The sequence below is a fragment of the Bradyrhizobium sp. 190 genome, assembly GCF_023073415.1.
GTDB lineage: Bacteria > Pseudomonadota > Alphaproteobacteria > Rhizobiales > Xanthobacteraceae > Bradyrhizobium.
Map to the genome: position 1 here is coordinate 60,165 of NZ_JADPJL010000008.1, position 21,593 is coordinate 81,757.

Annotated in this window: 11 protein-coding genes and 1 pseudogene; 4 read left to right on the plus strand and 8 right to left on the minus strand. The window is 59.2% G+C overall.

The genetic code is table 11. The features are described 5' to 3' along the window. Positions 1-36: 36 nt before the first annotated feature. From IVB22_RS04085 to IVB22_RS04100, 4 genes are all read right to left on the minus strand, one after another. On the minus strand, positions 37-3,012 hold the full coding sequence (locus IVB22_RS04085) for an amino acid adenylation domain-containing protein (protein WP_247516038.1): 2,976 nt from the start codon (positions 3,010-3,012) through the stop codon (positions 37-39). 36 nt (positions 3,013-3,048) lie between these two features. Continuing rightward, positions 3,049-4,080, minus strand: a complete 1,032-nt coding sequence (locus tag IVB22_RS04090) for a thioesterase domain-containing protein (protein ID WP_247516039.1) — start codon at positions 4,078-4,080, stop codon at positions 3,049-3,051. A 255-nt stretch (positions 4,081-4,335) separates the two neighbouring features. Continuing rightward, on the minus strand, positions 4,336-4,947 hold the full coding sequence (locus IVB22_RS04095; RefSeq protein WP_247516040.1) for a 4'-phosphopantetheinyl transferase superfamily protein: 612 nt from the start codon (positions 4,945-4,947) through the stop codon (positions 4,336-4,338). A gap of 479 nt (positions 4,948-5,426) precedes the next feature. Beyond that, the gene (locus IVB22_RS04100; protein WP_247516041.1) at positions 5,427-6,593 is read right to left on the minus strand and encodes a GNAT family N-acetyltransferase; all 1,167 of its coding nucleotides are present in this window, start codon (positions 6,591-6,593) and stop codon (positions 5,427-5,429) included. 955 nt (positions 6,594-7,548) lie between these two features. Between IVB22_RS04100 and IVB22_RS04105 the strand changes: the two genes are divergently transcribed. Further along, positions 7,549-7,959 carry an AMP-binding protein gene (locus IVB22_RS04105; protein WP_247516042.1) on the plus strand — a complete coding sequence of 137 codons (411 nt, stop codon included), beginning with the start codon at positions 7,549-7,551 and terminating at the stop codon, positions 7,957-7,959. 249 nt (positions 7,960-8,208) lie between these two features. On the opposite strand, the gene IVB22_RS04110 is transcribed toward IVB22_RS04105, so the two are convergent. Then, on the minus strand, positions 8,209-10,911 hold the full coding sequence (locus IVB22_RS04110; protein ID WP_247516043.1) for an AMP-binding protein: 2,703 nt from the start codon (positions 10,909-10,911) through the stop codon (positions 8,209-8,211). Positions 10,912-12,264: 1,353 nt separating this feature from the next. On the opposite strand from IVB22_RS04110, the pseudogene IVB22_RS04120 reads away from it, so the two are divergent. Both IVB22_RS04120 and IVB22_RS04125 read left to right on the plus strand, forming a co-directional pair. Then, positions 12,265-13,561: pseudogene (locus IVB22_RS04120) on the plus strand (UDP-glucose/GDP-mannose dehydrogenase family protein); the annotation flags it as partial. A gap of 395 nt (positions 13,562-13,956) precedes the next feature. Further along, positions 13,957-16,293 (plus strand): hypothetical protein, encoded by a 2,337-nt coding sequence (locus tag IVB22_RS04125; RefSeq protein WP_247516044.1) that lies wholly within the window; start codon positions 13,957-13,959, stop codon positions 16,291-16,293. A gap of 179 nt (positions 16,294-16,472) precedes the next feature. Here IVB22_RS04125 and galE read toward each other — a convergent pair whose 3' ends face one another. Together galE and IVB22_RS04135 are read right to left on the minus strand one after the other, a co-directional pair. Continuing rightward, on the minus strand, positions 16,473-17,483 hold the full coding sequence (gene galE / locus IVB22_RS04130; protein ID WP_247516045.1) for a UDP-glucose 4-epimerase GalE: 1,011 nt from the start codon (positions 17,481-17,483) through the stop codon (positions 16,473-16,475). A 399-nt stretch (positions 17,484-17,882) separates the two neighbouring features. Beyond that, positions 17,883-18,761 (minus strand): response regulator transcription factor, encoded by an 879-nt coding sequence (locus IVB22_RS04135; protein ID WP_247516046.1) that lies wholly within the window; start codon positions 18,759-18,761, stop codon positions 17,883-17,885. Between the two features lie 662 nt (positions 18,762-19,423). Here IVB22_RS04135 and IVB22_RS04140 point away from each other — a divergent pair. Continuing rightward, positions 19,424-20,104, plus strand: coding sequence for a response regulator transcription factor (locus tag IVB22_RS04140; RefSeq protein ID WP_247516047.1), 681 nt, complete (start codon positions 19,424-19,426; stop codon positions 20,102-20,104). 597 nt (positions 20,105-20,701) lie between these two features. Here the strand turns inward: IVB22_RS04140 and IVB22_RS04145 are convergent. Continuing rightward, the gene (locus tag IVB22_RS04145; RefSeq protein ID WP_247516048.1) at positions 20,702-21,592 is read right to left on the minus strand and encodes a cupin-like domain-containing protein; all 891 of its coding nucleotides are present in this window, start codon (positions 21,590-21,592) and stop codon (positions 20,702-20,704) included. Position 21,593 lies beyond the last annotated feature (1 nt).

The window sequence follows — 21,593 nt, forward strand, 5'->3', positions numbered from 1 at the left end:
TACTACCCCAAGGCCGTTCGGAGGCCTTCCGGTAAGCTAGAGTTCGATTTCCTCTCTCGGTCCTTCCGAGACTGAAAGGGCTTTGGAATCGGCCACCCAGAGCATTCCGTCGATCACTTCCGCCAGTCCGGCCACTGTCGGGCGCTCGAAGAGGTTGCGAAGCTGCACGTCGACGCCGAAGGTTCCCCGCATGCGCGACACCGCCCGCATCACCAGGAGCGAGTGCCCGCCCAGACCCAAGAAGTTGTCGTGACGGCCGATCGACTCAACCTTCAGGAGATCGCGCCACAGCGCGGCCAGTGTCTTCTCGGTTTCCGTCGAGGGGGCGACGAAGTCTTGTGCAGGCTGGATGTTTTCCGCCGTCGGCTCGGGAAGCGCGGAGCGGTCGATCTTGCCGTTGGACGTGAGCGGCATCCGTTCGAGGCGAACATAGTGCGTCGGAATCATGGACTCGAAGAGTTCTTCGGCGAGGTGGATGCGCAGGTCGGCCACGGTCAGGGGTTTCGACGAGACATAGTAGGCCACAAGTCGTGCGATGCCGTCTTCGGCCGCTGGCGGTTCGACATAGCCGATCTGGGCCATAATCTCCTTGATGCGGGGTACGTCCAGCTCGTCGTTGAGTTCGTCAACGGCTTCGTCGCGCGTCTTCTGGCCAAGACGTACATCCCAGCTGTAGGGAAGAGCGTAGTTGTGATATCCCCGCTGCTTCTTATGAACGTAGATGCCGACATCGTTGATGAGGCAGTTCGTGGAGCGTCCTGTATCCGCAGGCCGGTCCCATCCTGCCTGCGTCTTCAGGAAGTCGAGCATGTCCTCCAGAGGGACGCTCCAGTAGCGGTAGAAGTCGATGAACTTCACTTCCTCGAATACTGAGTCGCTCCGGAAGGCATCCACGTTGAGATAGCGCGACACAGCATCCTCGCGGCGGTGATACTCCTTGCGCGCCTCGGCGATGAGCGCGTCCAGGCGGGCCGGATCGTAGTCGTCCCGCTTGAAGACTTCCTCCGTCAATCGCGTCTCAAAGAATTGGCCGCGGGACAACCCCGTCACGATGTACCCGATCCCTCGTTCGCGAGCGACGTTCGTGGCCAGGGTGTAGATCGTTTTGAAGCAGCCGTTGCAGACGTTCGCGAACCGTTTCAGGCTGTCGACGAAGATCTCGTTCATATGCGGCGTGCTTCCCCAGTGGTGATCCAGGCCGAGGGAGTTCACGAGCCGCCTGATATTGGCTTTGGCTCCTTCCGAAATGAAACCGTTGTCGAGGGTGAAGGTGAGCGGCTTCACGCCCATGGCGACGAGCTTGCACAGCATAAAACTGCTGTCTTTGCCGCCGCTCAACAGCACGATGCAATCGTAAGGTCCTTTCCGGTTAGCCTGCATCTCCGCGATGAGAACCTGGAGGTCATCCGATGTCTTGAAATAAGTCTGCGCCTTGTCGACATAGGTGTCGAAGGCCCGGCATAGATTGCAGACGCCTGCCGCATCGAACGTCGTGCCGGGCAGGTCGGATGCGACACCGCACCGTTCGCAATAGCGCACTTGCGTCGTTGGTTTCGCCACCGAGGTGGCGATGGCAGCGACAGCGCATTCCTGAACGTGCGGGTGCTTCAGAAGCCGCGCTTCGATCTCGCCCAGCTCGACACGCGCGCCACCAAGCTTCACCTGATGATCGGCACGGCCGAGAAAGTCGAGGCGCCCTTCCGAGTTCCAGCGGGCGAGATCGCCCGTCTTGTACAGCTGCAGCTTCGAAAACCCATCTCGGGGATCGGTGGCCGTGAGGAAACGCTCGTCGGTCAGGTCAGGGCGATTGAAATAGCCTCTCGCGAGACCGTCGCCGGCAATGAACATCTCACCGATGACGCCGGGGGCGGTGGGCTGATGTGCCTTGTTGAGGACGTAGATGCCCGCATTGGCGGCTGGAACGCCGATCGGCACCGATGCGGATTGATCCCGGTCGATGTCGAAACGGTGAATCATGCAGCCCACAGTGGCTTCGGTCGGTCCGTACTCGTTGTAGATCTCGATGGCATGGGGGATGGCTTTCGTGATATCGCGAGCCAACTCGGTCTTGAAGTCCTCGCCACCCACGATGAACTTACGCAGTCTTGTGGTCTCAAGATTGCAGTCGCGGATCATCGCGAGATGCGCCGGCGTCAGCTTCATGATATCGACGGCATTGTCGTCGATGACCTTGAGCACGACCATGCTCTGGACTCCGGGATCACCAAGATAGACCACGATGCGGCCGCCGGTGATGAGTGGCGTGAAGAGCGTCGTGACGGTCAGGTCGAAGGCGAGGGATGAGAAAAGGGGCCATGCGAGACGTTCGCCGGAACTGTACATCCGAGCGGCCCACCAGATGTAGTTCACCAGATTCCGGTGCTCGATCACGACGCCCTTGGGCGTGCCGGTCGAGCCGGAGGTGAAGATGATATAGGCGGTGCCGTCCTGCGTGGCAGCGGACGGTCGGTCCGAGTCCGGCTGATTCAAAATCGACCCGAAATCGGCGTCGAGCACGAAAATGTCGGCAAGGTTCTCGGAAATGACGGATTGCAAGCGCGCCTGAGTGATCGCCACCGGCGCCCGCACGTCGGTCCCGTTGGCAATGTCCTTCAGGATTGTTGCGAGACGTCCCTTCGGCGTTGCCGCATCCACCGGCACATAGGCTGCACCGGACTTCAGGACGCCTAAGATCGCGACGACGACTTCAATGGAGTGCTCCATGAACACAACGGCAATCCGACCCGGCCCCACGCCGGTCGAGCTCAGATGCGCGGCCATCTGGTTGGAGCGTTCATTGAGCTGCTGGTACGTCAGTGTTGCATCGCCGAAACGGATCGCTTCAGCGTCAGGACTACGCGTCGCTTGGTCGCGAAAGAGATCGACGATCGTCCTGTCCGACGGGTAGGGCGCTGCCGTGGCGTTGTACTCGACAACCAGCGCTTGATGATCGGCATCTTTTAACAGGGGAAGCGCTATGCCGTCGGCCGCGATAGGTAGGACTTCATTCATGAGATACGCTCCCATTGCGGAAATAAAAAAATCAAATCACGTCAATCGTTCAGCTTTATGGATTGCTTGGCGATAAAGCTCTGCGATGGCAGGTGCATCCGGTTCCTCCAGCATAAGTGAACCGTTGCAGTCCTCGGGCCCGAAATAAAATTCGGCATGGGGCACCACTCGAAGCCATCGGTACGGTGCTGCACCCGATCGCAGCCAAGCCTTGTTCGGAAGGATAATGCATACTCGACCCGAATACGGAGTGGGAATGTACCGCCGGAAAGCCGCGATCGCCGTGGATTTGAGTCGAGCTCTGCTCGCTAGCACCGGATCCGTAGTGACAGACTCTTTGCTTTTGCGAACGCGCTCGCCGAGATTCCGGAGGCGACCGCCGAAATATCGGAGATGGGCGCCGAATGTCGGCAGCTTCGCCATCTCTCGCAGGTGCGGATAGACACTACGCCTAGCAAGGAAATACAGCAGACGCGGCAATTCCTTATAGGTGGTGGGGTGAAGAGGGCCAAAGAGCGCCATGCATGGCACCTCCGCTCCGCGTTGACCCAGGATTTTCGCCAGTTCGAAAGCGGTTGCAGCGCCGGAGCAGTAACCGGCGATGATGTACGGACCGGTGGGCTGGTATTCGACGATCTGACGGGCGAAGTACTCGGCGATATCTTCGACGCTGTCCATCGGCTCGCTCTGCCCATCGAAGCCAGACGGTTGGAGTGCGTAAAACGGTTGATCGTCGCCCAGGTGCTTCGACAGGTCCGAGAATGAGAAGGGCGCCCCGATATGCCCGGGTACGGCGTAAATCGGCGTGCGTGTTCCGCGAGACTGCAGGGGAATGATGGCAGGCTGTTGCCGGGCCGCCGCCATGGCCATATTCAGAAACGCGATGATCTCGCCTTTCCGGTACCGCAACTGGTCGCGAAACTCCGTCGTCAGCGCGCCAGCTGGGGCGTTACACCGCAACCGGTCGCCCTCTACCCAGACCTTGATGTCCTTGGCCGCGAGGCCTGCGAGAAGCCCCGGGATCTGCGTCACGTCCGCCGACATAGGGCTTCCGATCACTTTCTTCATGATTCACGACGGAGCCGAAGTGGTTCCCGCGCCCAGTTCCTCAGCACGACGGTTTCATCGAAGAACTGCCGCCTCTTTCTCCGTACGCTCGGGGAAATGTCAGTGAAGCGCTGTCCCGTGTTCTCGACTGCGACTACCGCGAAGTGCGGGAAACAAGTGCGGTTCGCATGAACTTGCGTGCAGTCCAATGGAATTGGTTGAGCTCCTCGTTTATCCGCAGGTGCATCGTAAGTGAATGATGGCATCGCGGGCACTTCAATTCCGGATTACCACCGTCCCGATGTACCCAGGTTTCGGTACGAACCTACGGACAGCCCAATCCCTTTCATCCCAAGAAGGGGGCTGTCCTAAGCCGCACCCCAGGGCCTTAGAGATAGCCTCCAGCCGGGTCCAGCGCCCGAGGAAGCCCTCCAGCCGGTCTTCCGGACCAAGGGCGGTATAGGACCCATACTCGGAGGCGGAAAAGCAGAGCGCGGCGATCTCGTCCGCTTCCGGCACAGGGAGAACTGCCTCGATGTCCACCCCGACCTCTTGCCTGGTCGAGAGGGCGACGACCGCGACATCTCCGGATCGTGAGACACTGAAGCGCAAATCGCGGGCAGCCATGCGGTGCGAGAGGTGGGGTTTGCCGAGGCGTCCATATTCTAGTTCGACGTCGGACGGCGAGATTCCCAGTTTAGAAGCGAGGACCCGGCGTAGCTGCCCCCGGGTAGCGATGAAGCGGCGGCGGTCCCGCTCCAGTCTCAACCCCTCGGCGCGTCGACGTTCTTCTTCGTTGAGGCAAACGCCTATCTCACGGATGACGTCCTGCTCCGCATCGAGCATGAATGCCAGGACCTCCAAACCATCATTCTCGAAAACCGGCATTATGATCCGGGCCTCAGCTCGAAAAGCGGGCGGTCTCGCAGACATCGCCGATACAGACCGGCTCGACCGCACCCTGCCGAGGCAGGCCGCACCACTCGAGGAAGAGGCGCCAGAAGCTGCGGAACTCCTCCACTGAAAAGCGGTCCATCGCAGCATGATCGGCCAGGTTCTGCTCCGTCCGGGGCTCGCACCGTTGTCTGAAGGCGCTCTGATGCGAGCAGCCATCACAACTACTTCCTATTAGCCCAAGCTCGATCTGGCGGATTGCCACCGGTAGATTGGGAACGGGCATGGGTGGGCACTCGAGCGGATTGCTGATTGAAATTTTAATCCCGCACTGCCATGGCTCAGTGGACCATTGATTACCTATTTGTTGCCAGTTCCCATCCAGTGACCCAGATTGTACCGATTGAGATGAGTGACTCGGTGGCAAAGTGCCGCGTCCTTCACCAATGCGTAAGCGGAGGCAAACCGATCGCCTAGGAACTAGCCCCCAAATACGGAATACGGAGCCGTAGCTTCTTTTCTAGAAGATCCGTAGCAATCGTTCCTAGTATCCGCTTGGCACCGCGGAGCTTGGCCTCGATGCGGCGCTCTGAACTGTCTCTGCCTATTGCGATCCACTTCATGGCATGCTCCCTGTTGGCTAGACGGGACTTGTGCCCAGCGCCACCAGCCAGGAAGTCGTAGCCGCGTTCCCCGCGCGCGATGCTGTCCTCAATAGCCAGCACATGGCTGACAAGCCCGGGCTTGAGGCGGCCATCGCTCTCATAGAGAAAGCCGCTTTGGTAGTTCAAGACACGGCCATCATGCACGAAATTGTACACGACCCCAATCGTCTGGTCCCCAGCCAGCGTCCGTGAGATGCGGACGGCCCCCATGGGGACTCCGCGCGCAATTAGCTCCTCGTGAAACGGACGGAAGCCCGGATTGGCGAAGGCCCCCCTGCGTCCCCATCGCGACCGATGAAAGTCGCTCAGCAAATCGAACGCGGCGAGGGCCTCCGTTGTCGTTTCCATGATCCGGAGTTCAACGGGGCCACGTTCGGCATACAACCGCATGGCGCGGCTCACGGCCTGGCGAGTACTGCGGCCTAATGTGGCGCGATAATTCCCCCCTTGCTGGCGGACTTTGGCGAAATCAACCCACAGTGCCGCATCAGCCTGCTTCACCTCGGTAACGAGCCCAACCCGGCCTGCGGCGCGACAAGCGGCCAACTCAAGGTCCGGATCAATTCCGGAGAGCACTAGCTGATCCGCGCGGCGCAAGCGGGACGTCAACGCATCGAGACCTGCCGCTATAACGGCATCGGATTGCTCTGCAAGAATATTATTGTACTCGATGAACAATCGGTCGAAGCGAGTATCTCCTGTTTCATTGAGCAGCCAACGTGCCCGCGCATGCGGCCCGAGACTCCACGCTCTCCGCCGGCAAATAATCGCCAGGCCAACGATCTTGCTTGACGACCGAGCGACGAGGACGTGCGGTTGCGTGCCATCCGGGAGATGCCGTAGCCAAGTGCCGATCCAGAGCCAAGACAAAAAGAACGAGTGGGTCACCCGCGCTTCGAGCTCCTTCCACGAGGTTTCTAGCCACGCAATACTCTTCAGGTTCTCCAGGCTGACATCGATGATCCTCTCAGGCATAGCTTATTCTTCAAACGCCAGAGGACCGCAAACGCGCTGCGACGGAAAGACCGAAGGGCCCAGCTGCAATGATCGCGGAAGATCCGACGATGGGTCCGGATGGCTGGTCACACACAAGTATCCTTCTGGCGGACACGCCCTTTTGGGTGTCTCTGACCATCGCTTCGGCGGAGGCGGATAATGGAACTATATCTGGAATTCGATCCCATGTGTGGACCCTTTCTGATTACCCCCTGCGAGTGCGAGCGGATGCGCATTACGCGATCTCGCTACTGACCACATTATTGCTGCGACAAATTATCGATTTGCCGCCCGTTCACTTCCGTTTTCTCAACCATTGCTGCGCGATCTCCGCTGCGTCGAGCAGGACCCTTGCTGTCTCCCAGCTTCTAGTCCTCAATTCCAGCCCTCTATTTTAGCTTGCTTGCACTTCCAGCCCTCACGGGTGTAACCCGGAATAGCGTGCTTCACGGGCTGGGCGCCCGGATTTGACTATTCCCTCGACAAAGAATCCTTAGTGGAGTCGCGCATGGCCGTATCGCAACGGGGATTGTGGATGGGATTCATGCGGTCAGTAGAGCGGTTTCCCGAACGCCCTGCGGTTATCGTGCACGGCACGTCGCTTTCTTACCCGGCAACTTCGCGAAACCGCCATCCGTAGCCGCTAGCATTCAGGCCCATCAAAAGGATTCATGGACGCCTCTGACCGCCGTATTAGCGTATCGTAGCGCAACAGGGTGCACGGGGGGTAGTCTGGTCCTCCTGGCCGGAAATGGTTATGTGCCGCTGAACTGCAGGTTTCAGGTCACGAGAACGCGTTTGATGTTTCAACGCTCGCAGTGTCGCTCAATCATCGTAGACGCAGAGTCTTTGCCCCAGCTGGATGCCTTCCTGGACGGGGATAATGGGAAGCTGCTCCTCGTAGCCCCTGATCTCGAGGACCCACGGTGTTATCGTGAACGATGGCCTCGGCATATTTTTTTTTTTGGGCTCCGGGGATCTCGAGGAGTACGCTGCCTGGCGCGAGCCGACATTGGATGGGAACGCGATTGATTATCTGCTTTTCACGTCGGGCAGCACCGGCGCGCCGAAAGGAGTCATGGTTGCGCACTGGAATGTCACTTCCTTCGTCGACTACATTGCCGTTAAAAACTACAAGACGTTCTGCCCGTATCTGGTCGGTGACTATGAGACTGTTTCCAATGAACTTGCTCTCTATGTCGTGGCTGGTTATGAGACGTTCATTCCGGATATTCCTGCCAGTCAAGAACAGCTGCCCCATACAAGCGAAGTCTTCAAACTAGCCACGAAGAAAGCTTCGACCCGGAAGTCGCCCTCAGCACACCTAACGGCGCAGGCAGTTTGATGCAGCAAGACCTGTCGCGCACGAATTGCCGATCCGCGAGTTTGCGGTTTGGTTTCTGACTCCGCGCGCCGTTTCTCCGCAAACCTGCATGATCCCAACCTGCACAATCATGGACCTGTGACCGCCGGTGATCAGGGTCCCTCCGCCACAACCGAATTTCAGAACGTGCCAGCGCTTTGTCATTTCAAAATCTACAGGCCCCGGTCGTTGTTCGATGCCACGGCGCCGACAATTGGCTGCCCGCTCACGCTAAGCGTGCCCTTCCACAACTCTTGGTGCATAGCCAGGCGACGTGTGCGGTTTCATTGATCGAGGCGCGCCGTCAGCCAGAACGTCAATCCTTTGCCGCAGATGATCAACCAGCAGTTCCGCGCCGATCGTCAGGGAGCCACGATGTCCCCCAGGCACCTGGACCACTTCGAGTTGAGAACTGAGATGCCGCCACGCCCGACCGTCGTGGTCGGCTGCGTAAAAGGTCACGGGCAGCTCGAGCGGTCCGGGAAGATATTGCGCCATTGCGATGGAATAAGCGTCCCATAACGCGGGCGGAATCTCATTATTGGGATTGGATAAAGCGCCATATAGCTTGGCGATCGCAGTCTGCTTGCTCGCCGACGCCTTGAAGAACCGCTCCAGCCCGGCCAACACTTCAAACGTCCAGCGCGAAAGGTAAGGCGAAACTAGGGGCTTCATCAGCCCGATGATCGCCCGCGGCACCGGACGGGCACTGACGGTCGGGGGGTCGATCATCACAACCATATCAACCTTGTGGCCGGCTGCCATCAGCAGGCGGGCTGCTTCGAACGCCACCATGGCGCCGTTGCATTTGCCGCCCAGGAGGAAAGGACCGCTGGCCTGCCTCGCCAGGATAAGCGGCAGGCGATCGGCGGCCATCTGCTTGATCGAGGGTGGAATCGGCTCCCCACGAAGACCATGGGGATCGATGGAGATGATTGGGTAATCGGGACCGAGAAGATCGACCATCCGCCGCAGAGACGAGTGGCCGCTGACGAGGTCCCCATTGAAGAAGTGCAGGGGAGGTCGATCGCCACGGGCATGGAACTGGAAGACCGGCGTCGCCGGCGTGCCCGTCTGCATGGCGATTTTTGGGGCAAGTTGCCGGATTGTTTCTGCCCCGAAGAGGATCGTTTCCGGTACGGGATGGCCGATGAGTCTCTCGACTTCGATGAGCATTTCCATCGCAAGAAGGGAGTCACCGCCGCTGGCAAAAAAATCGTCGTCGACCGTCACAGCCTCGCACTTGAGCAGCCTTCGCCATAGGGTCAGCAATTCAGCTTCCAGATCCAATGGCCCGCTGTTCACAGCAAGCAGGGGCATCGCCCCCTGATGACCCAACAGCCCGTCAACCGACTCGCGCAGCCGTCGCCGTTGGACCTTTCCCGTCGCCCCCTTTGGCAGCTGGTCGAGGAACAGAATGTGCCGCGGAATCTTGAACGAGGCCAACTCGCGCTGCAGGAACTGTCGTAGCTCCGCAGGCGTCGTCTGCGCGCCAGGATGTGGAATGATGGCGGCTGCGACGTCATCGCCAAGTCGTGGATGGGCGATTGCGAAAGCAGCAGCTTCGGCTATGGCTGGATGGCGTAGTAGCGCGGATTCGATCTCAGCAGGGGCGATCTTCTCACCGCCGCGGTTGATTATTTCGCTCAGGCGGCCGTGCAGGGACAGGAAGCCATCGCCGTCGAGGCTGCCGATATCGCCCGTGCGAAACCAGCCCTCTCTGAAGGCAGCTTGATTGAGTTCCGGCGCATCGAGATAGCCGGATATCACGGTGGGACCACGAACCCAGATCTCACCCCGCTCGCCCGCTGGCAAGGGATGTCCATCCTCACCAACAATGACCACGGTATCAGGCCAAGGTTGCCCGCAAGTCCCTGGCCTGTTCGGCTCGGGCGGCGGCAGGTTGGCGGCGATCTGCGCGGCTTCGCTGGAGCCGTAATGTTCCAGCACCGGGACGCCCAAAATGCGCTGCAGGTCGTCCTGCACTTCTTTCAGCAGCGGCGCGCCGCCCGATACAACGAACCGCAGAGTGTGCGCCGCCGGCGCATCCTCAAGGTTTTCTGCCTTGTCCAGCACGGCAGTGTGAAGCGTAGGACCTGCCGAGTACCAGGTCGGCCGCAGGACATCGAGCCATTCATCCAGCGCCACGACGGCACTGTTTGCCGGGACGGCAATGCTGCCGCCCGTCAGAAGCGGTGTGAAGACAGTTACTTTGAGCCCATGGGAATAATAAGGGGACGAAACGCTCAGGCAACGGTCCCGGTGTGTGAGACCGAACCAGGCCTGAAGCCGCGCGGCTGCGGCCAGCATATTGCTATGACTGAACGGAATGAGCTTTGGCTGCGCGGTCGTGCCCGACGTCTGCAGGATGAAGGCGGGCGAGCCCGGATCAGGCTCAGCGTCGATCGCAGGGGAGTCGGAGACCTGCACGGCGATATTGAGTCCGAGCTGACCGTGTCCGACCGGCGCGGCTTCGATGATGGCGAGCCTTCTCCGCTCAGCGGCCTGGCGAGCTCCAGATGTACTGCCTTGCGGCACGAGAAGAGCGTTCAGGCGCAGCATGTCGAGACGCTGATCGATCTCCGCCCGGGACAGCCGCGGATCAAGAGGAACCGCGACGCTGCAGCAGGCTACCGCCACGATGGTGAGAATCGCGTCCGCGCCGTTCGGCATGAGTATCCCGATCCGGGCGTTGCAATCGAACCCGGCCAAACGCAACTGCCGGCGGATCTCGTCCAACTGGCGTTGAAGATCCTGATAAGTCAGAGGCGCAAACGTGGCGGAGGTGATCGCAGGCTGATGTGGGAACCGGTTGGCAGTCCGACCGATGACTTGGCTGAGTGTGAATTGGGCTTCAGGCTCTGTGGCATCGCGGGCGGACAAGGCACCTTTGGAGCTGATCACGCGAGCCGGCGTCCGGTTCTGCAGGAGCAAATTTCCCTCCCCTGAACCGCACCCCGGTTGGTGTCAACCGTCGTCACAATGCAACTGCAATCGCATGGCTAACAAGAGCGGCACTTAGGGAAATTACAATCGCGCTATTCCAATTGCTGTGCAACTGCGAGCAGTGATTACCTCGGAATGATCCAGCGGCGCGTTGACTCACGGACCGTCCTGGCTTGCTCACTCTGGATCGGTGCCGTCATTCAATCTCGACTTTCGGGCGGAGCGGCGACGCGAACGAAGTTCCAAAGAGAACGGCTTTGCGACTATTGCAGAAAATTGCCTCGGAATTTCATCGGCGTGCACCGCTCTCCAATCCTTGGAGACTTTTATGCCCGATCAAATCATATCGATGTGTCGGCCCATGGCTCACATGCGAAGTCCGGGAACGTCCGCTTTCACGCCGCTTGGATGCAAGCGAACGTCGATCAGCCCGGCCGATTTATCAGGACACGGCCCAAAACGTTTATTAGCTTATATTGGAGCTCCCAGCCTCCTAGCAGGTCCGGCGCGGCGCGAGCTTCGCTTCTCTGCCGTTGAGGGCTTCACAGCTGTCATGTTCAACGAACTGGCGACGAAGCCGGATGGCTGAGCAGCCACAGAGACTGTGCCAAAGCCGGGGGGTGGTGCCGGGTCTTTGTCCACCAGTTCATTTCCTTGTCTGCACGGTGCAGTTCGCGATGGTGGGCCCGGCATAGCTGGACCATAAATTCGTCGCTGACTTTTTGTCCAAGCTCGCGAGCTTGCGCAAATCGCGGGTGGTGTGATCGCAGGGCTGTCGCCCACACACTATGCAGTGTTGGCGCGCGACAAAACGCAGATGCTTCCTGTCACCGTGGCGCCGCGTCAACGGTAACGCCCGTACGCTCCTATCAATGCGGTCCTGCGGCTTCTCGTGCAGATTCGGTGGTTCCGGCGCAGGCAGCGGATTTTTCCAAGTAAGCCAACCGGGCTCCGAACGCCCGTCGCACCTCGTTGCCATCATCTGCTACCCGCCAAGTTTGATTAACTCGGATTGGGTAGTGCCGTAAATGGAAAAACTCCTTTACTCTCATACTACTGGCAGGGGCAATTAATCGATCAATGGAGAGGCGGCCAGCTCAGGGTTTGCGCACCGACAGAGCGCGCGCGTCGAGACGAGCGTGCTGCTTGGTTGTAGATTGCCTGAAGGATGGATTGGTATCCTTCGAACGACCTGCAGACTGAGATGGACAAGGAAGCGTTCGATACCAAGCGGCCGGCCGAATTTGAGACGTTACACTAGCTGAATGCGCAAGCCATGCAGGCGCCCCTCGCGACTTGGTGGCGAAGCGATCAAATCACATTTCAAAGGCAGGTACTAACATGCGCATCGCGATGATCGGAACGGGATATGTGGGGTTGGTGTCAGGTGCCTGCTTTGCCGATTTCGGCCACCGGGTCACCTGTGTGGACAATGATGCCGGCAAGATCGATGCTCTCCGCCGTGGCGAAATTCCGATTTTCGAACCCGGGCTCGACGCGCTGGTCGCCACCAACGTCAAGGCCAAGCGGCTCGACTTCACTACGGACCTGACCGCGCCGGTCGCCGACGCCGACGCCGTGTTTATCGCGGTCGGTACACCGTCGCGTCGCGGCGATGGTCACGCCGATCTCAGCTATGTCCATGCTGCCGCCCGAGAGATCGCGGCTGCGCTGACCGGCTTCACCGTGGTGGTGACAAAATCGACCGTGCCGGTCGGCACCGGCGACGAGGTCGAGCGGCTGATCCGCGAAGCCAATCCGTCGGCCGACGTCGTGGTCGCCTCCAATCCGGAATTCCTGCGCGAGGGCGCCGCAATCCGCGACTTCAAATTCCCCGATCGTATCGTGGTCGGCACCTCGGACGAGCGCGGGCGCAAGGTGCTCGGCAACGTCTACCGGCCGCTGTCGCTCAACCAGGCGCCGCTGATGTTCACCGAGCGGCGTACCGCGGAGCTGATCAAATACGCGGCGAACGCATTTCTTGCCACCAAGATCACCTTCATCAACGAGATCGCCGATCTTTCCGAAAAAGTCGGCGCCGACGTCCAAGAAGTCGCGCGCGGCATCGGACTCGACAACCGCATCGGCCCAAAGTTCCTGCATGCCGGCCCGGGTTTCGGCGGCTCGTGCTTCCCGAAGGATACCCGCGCGCTGGTCAAGATCGCGCAGGACCATGACGTGCAGCTGCGCATCGTCGAAGCCGTGCTCGGCGTCAATGACATCAGAAAGCGCGCGATGGCGCGCAAGGTGTTGAACGTTGTCGGCGGTCTGCGCGGTAAGACGGTTGCGGTGCTCGGCATCACCTTCAAGCCCGATACCGACGACATGCGCGAGGCGCCGTCGATCCCGCTCGTCACCGGTTTGCTCGATATGGGCGCCAAAGTGCGCGCGCACGATCCGGTTGGGATGGAGCAGGCGAGCAAGGAATTGCCTGAACATCGAGTATTGCAAAGATCCCTACGCTTGCGTCCGCGGCGCCGATGCGCTCGTGATTATCACGGAATGGGCGCAGTTCCGCGCGCTTGATTTGAAGCGCCTGAAACGCGAAATGGCGCAACCTGTGATCGTCGACCTGCGCAATATCTATCGACCCGACGATATGGCTGCTCTCGGCTTCATTTACGAGAGTATTGGGCGGCGCCGAACGAGCCCGATCAACTTGGTAGAGGGCGCCGAGCCAAATCGGCACCACAAGTCGGGCGACGGCACTACGTTTGACGTCAATTCACTTCCGGACGTGTTTCCGGCATTTGAGACACACTTGGTTGAACAAGCATCGGCCGGTCCCGCAATTCGCGATTAAGAGGGTCTCGCGGCACTGGCCCCGCTGTTCTTGATCATTCAGCCAGGCGCCGACGTCGCGTTGCTCAAGGAGACCCGCGGTTCCCGTTTAGATCGATATAACGCTCGGCAGCCTAACCCCCAAAAGGGGTAGGGAGGGGTCCTCCATGCGAGTTATAGGATTCGCATCGCCAACGCGCATAATGACGCATCGCAACAGGCCTTGTCACCCACCGTGCGACGGGGATTCCTATGGTGCGCGCCATCATTCTCAACCAGAAAGTAAAGACCGCCTGCGACGTCGCGGGTGGCTCGCGCAGCGAAGCGGACGAAGCGTCCGTTGCGCAGAAGACAATGAAGCATCTGCCCACGCAGGGTCGATCCGCGACTGCATGGATAGCCGCGACCATGCTTGCCATGACATGGGCGTCGGAAACCCAGTCCACCCCGGATCACGCGCGGCACCTGGCGGATGCACAACATGCGATGGCTGCCCGCAATTTCGATTCCGATGGAATCGCGGGTTATGGCGAATTTGGGCCATTGCCGCCGGGCAGGGACAGCAACGACAAATCGGTACAGGTTGCGCAAGCAACGACCGGCGATGCAGGACACGCTCCGGAACGGGAACACCACTGGGCGGAGACACTGTTAGATGACCTCACGATTGCAAGGCGCGACGTCGAACTGCTGCAACGCCTCGAGCAGGAGCACGATCGGGCCGAGCGGCTGGAGCAGGCTCTTGCGGCCGCGCGGCGCGACGTCGAAACGCAGACCGCGCTGGTGGAGAAGGCAGTTGAGGAAGCGTCCCGGCTGAAACAGGTGGGGAAGAGCGGCACGGCGGATGTGCAAACGTCTTTGCAACAGGAGCGTGAGCGGTCCGCGCGGCTGGAGCAGGATCTCGCGGCAGCGCGGCGGGATGTCGAGGCCCAGACCGCGCTGGCTACGAAGGCGGCCGAGGAAATTCTGCAGCGGAAGCAGGCGGCGGAAGTCGGTGCCGGCGAGCTGAGGCGATCGATGCAGAAGGAGCGCGAAGGGGCCGACACCCTCGCGCAAGACCTCTCGATGATGCGAAGCGCGATTTATGCGTACGAAGCTCAGGCCCGAAAAGCCGGAGACCAAGCGGCGGGGCTCAGGCAGGCCGTGGCAAACGGCGCGCCATCGCTTTGCAAATCTGCAGAGGACGAGCACGACCGGTCGGAACGGCTGGAGCAGCATCTTGCGGTGGCGCGGCGCGACATCGAGACCCAAACGGCACTGGCGGCGAAAGCAAGCGAGGAAGCGTCCCGGCTGAAACAAGCAAGCGAGAGCAGCGAAGCGGAGCTGCAGAAGCTTCTGCAACAGGAGCGCGAGCGATCCGCGCGGCTGGAGCAGCATCTTGCGGTGGCGCGGCGCGACGTCGAGACCCAAACGGCACTGGCGGCGAAAGCAAGCGAGGAAGGGTCTCGGCTGAAACAGGCAAGCGAGAGCAACGAAGCGGAGCTGCAGAACTCTCTGCAACAGGGGCGCGAGCGGTCCGCGCGGCTGGAGCAGGACCTTGCGGCGGCGCGGGGCGACGCCGAGACCCAGATGGCACTGGCGGCGAAGGCAAGCGAGGAAGCGTCCCGGCTGAAACAGGCAAGCGAGAGCAGCGAAGCGGAGCTGCAGAAATCTCTGCAACAGGAGCGCGAGCGGTTCGCGCGGCTGCAGCAGGATCTTGCAACGGCGCGGCGCGACGTCGAAACCCAGACGGCACTGGCAGCAAAGGCAACCGAAGAAGTTCCGCGGGCGAAGCGGGCGGCGGAAGCAGATGCTGCCGAGCTGAGGAAATCGATGCAGAAGGAGCGCGAAAGGGCCGACGCACTTGCGCAAGGCCTCTCGATGACGCGCAGCGCGCTCTATGCATATGAGGCTCACGCCCGCAAAGTTGAAGACGAGGCGGCCGAACTCAGACGGGCGGCTGCCAACGGTGCGCCGTCGCTTCGCAAATCCGCACAGGACGGGCGCGATCAGACGACGCGGCTGGAACAGGACCTCGTAACCGCACGCCGCGATCTCGATACGCAGGCTGCCTTGGCGGCCAAGGCGAGCGAGGAGGTCGCGCGGACGAGGCAGACAGCGGAGCGCGACTCAGCCTCGTTGCGCAGCTCATTGCAGCAGGAGCGGGCTCGGGCCGAACAGCTCAAGCGGGATCTCGCGCTTGCGAAACAGCTTGCACCCAGTGCAGTGACGCTTGGCGCGATCGCGCGGGACAAGCCTACGGAAAATGCGAAGTCAGTCGCCGACGGATCACCGGCGGCGAGCGTTCAGAGCGATGCCCAGCCCAATTCCAAGAAAGCCGGGGTGGCGGCAGCGTTGCTTTCGCGTGCGAGCGCGCTGCTCGGGCAGGGAGACATAGGCGCGGCACGGATTGTGCTGGAGCGCGCCGTCGAGATGGGTAGCGTCCAGGCAAGCTTCTCGCTCGCAGAAACCTATGATCCGTTGATCCTTGCCAAATGGGGAACTCTTGGAACGCGCGGCGATGCGGTCAGGGCGCAAGACCTCTACGCGAAAGCCGACGCCGCAGGAATCAAGGAGGCGAAAGCGCGGATTGAGGCGCTGCGTCGGTAGCACCAATTTGGACGAACACGGAAAGTGTCCGAGACAGCCTTATTGAGCAGTGGCGCCTGCTACGTTGGGGCAGACGCTCGACGACCGTATTTCGACGCTTGCCTGTCGCGGCCGCGAGGCCGCGCTATACGTGGACGATTTCAATGAACAGGCTGCGATTGTTCTGGAATCGTCAAGACCTAGGCGCCACAATAGCCATTCGGGTTTTTCATCTGCCAACGCCAATGGTCGGTACACATCTGCGTCAATGATCGGCTTGATGTCCAACCCAATAGTCTCCTCGCGAGCGTCGGATCAGCGTAACAGATTGCGACATCACCGACCCTGCGTTCGTCTATGACATAGGGAATTGGTCTGCCGCTCACGACCTCGAATGCCCGAACCACTTCCAGGACGCTGCTGCCGTTTCCTGTGCCGAGATTGACGGTCAGTACGCCGGGCTGTTTCAGGTGGCTCAAAGCACTTAGATGTCCGGATGCAAGATCCACGACATGAATGAAGTCGCGGATTCCTGTGCCATCCGGAGTATCATAGTCGTTTCCCCAAATGTGTAGTTCCTCACGCTTTCCGATTGCCACTTGCGCCACAAACGGCAAAAGGTTGTTCGGAACGCCCAGAGGGTCTTCTCCGATGAGCCCGCTTTCATGCGCGCCAACTGGATTGAAGTAGCGCAGAACACCAATCCGCCAATCGTCGTCGGACCTATAGAGATCCTTTAGTATTTCTTCGATAAAAAGCTTTGTGCGGCCGTACGGATTTGTCGGTCCGACAGGATGCTTTTCGTCCAGCGGAAGGTACGTGGGAGTTCCATAAACGGTCGCGGACGAGCTAAAAACGAGTGTCTTTACGCTTGCTCTCGTCATGGCTGACACAAGCCGCATGGTTCCCAAGACGTTGTTCTCGTAATAGGTCATGGGCCGAATGTTGGAATCGCCTACCGCCTTTAACCCCGCGAGGTGAATAACAGCGGTCACTTCGTAAGCGCGCAGTATCTCGTAGATCGCCTCTTCATTGCAGATGTCGGCATGTCGAAAGACGAGCGATCGTCCGCAGATGGTTTGTACACGTTCGAGAGACGCCTCGCTGCTGTTGGAGAGGTTGTCGACTGCGACGACGTTGAGCCCAGCGTCAAGCAACGCGACAGAGACATGGGACCCAACGTAGCCAGCGCCTCCGGTCAATAAAATCATGTCGGAGCTTTCCATTCGGTACTTGCGCGGTCATGACCAATCCAGCCAGAGCCCGCGATATTCAGACAGCTTATGCTTGTGTTCAGGTAGCGGCGTCCGGTGCCCGACGATCTTGCGGCGCTCGCAACCCTGGTCATGCGGAATTTGCGATGAACGCTGACGGAGCTTGCATCCGTGATGACGTCCATGTGCTTGATATCGACGCTCTTGTGAGGGCATCTAGGTATTTATCGACGAGGTGTTACTCGATGCTGAAGTAGTAGAGCGGCGTATAACGGGCAAATCAATCCAAATCGCGGTGAACCTCGAGGGCTGGAGCGCCGCTGACGTCGATCCTGTCCTTCACAAGGCCGCTTGCGACTGGCCAGTCCCAATCGACAGTTTCGGTGTAATTCCGCTCTATTTGCCGAGCCGCGCTGGCCCGTTGCGTATCAGGCGGCCAATGGGAGCCTTCACGCGATTTGTGGGTTGATCGATCAACTCTGGTCGTACTAAACCCTCGATCTGCTTGATATCGGAAACAATCGGGAGCGAATCCGAAAATTGTCCGCTTGTATTGCAGCCGGCGTTAATCGGTCGCACCAGTGAACCGTTGTTCATCCCCCAAATTGCCGCTTGGGTTCGGTTCTGAACTCGGATCTTGCGAAGGATCGCCTTAACGTGGACCTTCACGGTCGCCTCCGCGATATCGATTTTGCGCGCTATACACTTGTTGGAATCGCCCGCGATGAGGCATTGCATGATTGATTTTTCCCGGGGGGACAATTGTTGCGAATTGATGCTGCGCTCTGTCGTGAAAGCGATCACCCGATCATTATCGTTGCGTGGCTCCGTCTTGGCGAAGTGGTTGCTTTCAGAGCGAAGAATGGATAACATGAATGCCGGCGGGAAGATTGTTTCGCCCATCATCACCAGTTCGATGGATTTGACGAATACATCGCACGTCATGACGTCTATGAAATAGCCGCTGGCGCCTGCCCGAAATGCCGAAACCATCTCGTCTAGCCGGTAGTGATCGGCCACCACCGCAATGCGTGCTTTTGGATTCCGCTCCCGCAAGAGCTCGATTTGTTCAACCGCGCCTTCGAAATCATCGCCCGAATGGACAATGAGAACCAGCAATGGGTGCGACTGGAGTTTGCTCGGCGACAAATCATCAGCGCATGACACCGATGCCAGGGTGCGAAAATTTGCCGCGCTTAAAATTCTAGCAATTCCCTCTCTGATTAGAACGCTTTTCCCGACGATGAACGTTGCAAAAGTTTGCCGCCTCGCCATTTCACTCTCCCAGCCATTACGCAATTGACAATATCAACAATTCCGCAGACGCGGTAATTCCGGTCCTTGAAACTAGCGGTTTTTCGATCGATTGAATCTTCTTCTTAGTCGTCTTGTCTAGAATTTGGCAGCTGTGGTCGGGTAGAATTATTCTCCTTTCACAACATTAAGTTGATGCATTTCGAGGCCCAAAATTTAAAAGGCGTTTATGAATGTTAGATTCAAATTGCCATTATCCCTATATATCTTCGGTTATAAGCCTTCCGTTATGTGCGGAGGTATGTCGTTCATAATAGCAACCGCCCTTCTTCAGGTGTTCGCGACATTCTCTGAGCGAGTCAAAAGTGCGATGTCTATCGAGAATTGCAAAGTTTCGACCGAAGCTACTACTTGCATCCGCTAGCGCTTAAAGGGGTGGAGAGCAGCTCTATGGGCGCTTCGTCTTCCAGGAATGGCAGAGTATCTTGGAGAAGCGCCGGCAAAGGGAAGCCAACCCCCTCGCTGCGTTCGTTTTTTTTGCGGTGCGGCATTAGCCATGCCGTCATGGTCGATATATGCTGATCTAATGCGGCATCGAGCAGGGGGAGATGAACAAGGCTGGGGACGCGGGGTTTACATTGGGGACAGACTGAAGACTGCGGGGACAGACTGAGGACTGCCCAATGCGTCGTATTACCGTCGTGATTGCCGATCGGCATCCCGTAGTTTTGCAGGGCTTGAGCAACGTGCTGGGGGCCCACCCCGATTTCAAGATTGTTGCATCTTGCAATGATGGTCCGGACTGCGTTGATGCAATTCGGAATCTAGCACCAGACATTGCTATTCTCGATGGCTCGATGCCTGGCGTGAGCGGGCCGGAGATCCTCGCCATCGTAAATGCCGAGAATCCTCCCACGCGGTTCGTCTTTTTCACCTCATCTGAAGTGGAACGTGAGCTGGTCATGTCAGCCGCGGCCGACGCTTACAGCTTCATTTCAAAGGATGTGGCGCCCGAAATTCTCGTGCAGTCCTTGCGCCAGGTGGCGGGAGGCCGGCGGTTGTTGCCGCTGCCCACAGTCGATCAGGCCGCACTTCGGGAGCACACTACGATCACGGGGAACGCGCTGGCTGTGCTGACAGACCGGGAGCGCCAGATCATGCGGTTGGTGTCCGAAGGGCTGTCGAACAAGGAAATTGGCCGACGCCTGAACATTACCGACGGCACCATCAAGGTGCATCTTCATCACATCTTTCAGAAGCTTGAAATCAGCAACCGGACGGTACTCGCAGCCATTGCGATCTCGCAGGATGACGGTGCGGGTCTCGTCCCGGAACATGATTCATCTCGGGGGCGTCGTGTTTAGCAACGAACGTAGAGCGAGATTGTAATTTCGCAGCACGAATGGGCATCACTGAATTACAGGCAGTCTGATCTGCGCTTGTTGACCAGGGTGGGGCCACCCGGCGGCGGCTTGTTCTGCAGGAAAGCTTGTTGGCAAGGCCCGCTTAAGTCCGCGAGTTAATATCTCTGATTTGGAAGGCGATGTACACGGTGTGTGCGCCTGACATCAAAGAAAAGCAAAGTGTGTCATGGAGCCACATTCAAGCGGTGACGAGGGAATAGCTCGTGCTCTACCGTCGTCTTCGTCCTTGGCGAGGATGCTCTGGTCAACGAGATCCCGATTGTCGCGCAAGGCCGTATCGGGCGAGCACTTCTCGATCGTTGCCCTTTGCTCGAGGTAAGTTTTCCCTCGAAGCTGTCTAGCCTTGGCCAAACCTTACAATCGCTCTTAGCGAATAGAACGATACGGTCCCGCCATTCCACTCTACGACAGTGCTCAACAAGTAGTCTAGACTGATGCCCTGATTGCCTGGGGCAGATTTTGTCGTGAAGCCTGCTTCGGTAGCCTTGATAATCGCCGCGGGATCTGGCCGGATACCTTCCTAACTCTCAGCTTGTCTCATCGGTGCTGACGGGGAACACGCAGCACGCGGCGCATCGCCATCGAGGCGCGCAGCGGTTTGATAGCCGTCGTCACCGTGCGATAGAACGCCAGCTTCAGCGCATCGAGCGCCGGCTGTTTGCCGGGAGGCTGCTGCGGCAGGCCGATGCCGCGCAGCATCGAATTAAAGAAGTGCAGGTCGTTCAGCCGCCGCACTTCGCGCGTCTTCCAGGTGATCGCCATCGAGATCGAGAACGAACCTGCGGTGCGCACCCAGTGCGGCCATTGGTACGGCACGTAGCAGCCATCGCCCGCGAACAGATGGAATTCCTTGCCACGCGGCGCAAAGCTCTCGTCGTATTTCAGGTTGCGATGCTTGGTCATCGAGCGCTCGATCTCGTCGTCGGAAACGATCGAACGGTGGGCATTGTCGAAGATCGTAAAGAACTTCTCGCCGTGGATGTGAACGAAGAAATTGTCTTCGGGGTCGAGGTGGAATGGCGTGGTCGAGTTCGGCGAGGACACGAACAGAAAGCCCTCGACCTGCTCGAAGCCGGCGTCAGCCAGGCTGCTGAAGCCGCGCGCGCGAGCGACCGACAGCAGCGTGTCCTCCAGCAATGTCCGGTATTCCGGCGAGTTCTCCACGCGCTTGAGCACCATCCAGGCGCCGGCGGTTTCGATGCTCTTCACCACTTCGACCGGATCGAGGTCGACGGAAGCAATCGCGTCCGGATCCTGGCTGATCGCGACCTTGCCGGAATTATATTCGATCAGGTCGCGCGGCAATTCAGAGGCCAACTGCGCGATACGCGGCAGCGTCAGCAGCGGATGGCCGGCCAGCTTGTGACGGATCGCGAACGGTTTGAGCGGAAAGTCGCGCCGGAGCGCATCACGATCGGCCGTGATCATG